General features: G+C 58.9%; 1 protein-coding gene. It reads left to right on the top strand.

The genetic code is table 11. The features are described from left to right. Positions 1 to 362 precede the first annotated feature (362 nt). On the top strand, positions 363 to 761 hold a 399-nt coding region (locus EXE44_RS17485; RefSeq protein WP_137718013.1), incomplete at its 3' end, for an Rrf2 family transcriptional regulator.

Here is a 761-nt window from a genome sequence, read left to right as displayed (position 1 = left end):
CCTCGCGGAGCACGGGCGCGTCTCTGCGGGCGGTCGCGAGCGTCGCGTTGGATCGTCATCTGTCGCCCGCCGCTTCCGGTCGGGCTGGTAAATACTTGCGGTGTAGATGGTATAAGGAATTAGTACGTTTGTATCTCATAACAGAATTATCTCTCGTTTTCAGTCGATTTTCGTCTTATTCTATCCGGCATAATAACAGTGTCTCGGAGAATGCTCCCGTCACGGAGACCGATCTCTCATCTCGAAGAAATTGCGCCGTATTTAGCAACGTTTGTTGAAAAGTATGTCGTACAAAGAATTTTCTAAGAATATAATGTCGCTATATACGAACATTTATCAGTCAAATGCGCTTCAATCCGTACATGTCGGGAATTCGTCTGAGTTCGAGTCAGAAACGGGTGCTCACCGCGCTCGTGAACCTCTCGGAGGGCCGGGAGGCACCGGTACAGGGTCGAGAGATCGCGGACGCCATCGACCGCAACGCGGGGACGGTCCGGAACCGGATGGGGAGCCTCCGGACGCTCGGACTCGTCGAGGGGGTCGCCGGGCCGGACGGCGGCTACCTCCCGACCGACGACGCGTACGACGTACTCGGTATCGAGCGGCTGGAAGAGGCCGCGACGACCCCGGTCGAGCGCGAGGGCGACCCCGTCGAAGACGTCACCGTCGCGGAGATAGACCTGTCCAGCGTCGCGAACCCGGAGCTGTGCCGCGCCGAACTCGTGATCCGGGGTCCGGTCGGTCCCTTCGACGCGGGCGAT

Source organism: Halorubrum sp. SS7 (genome assembly GCF_005435055.1).
GTDB classification, from domain to species: Archaea; Halobacteriota; Halobacteria; order Halobacteriales; family Haloferacaceae; genus Halorubrum; species Halorubrum salinarum.
This window is presented reverse-complemented; position numbering and strand designations above follow the sequence as displayed.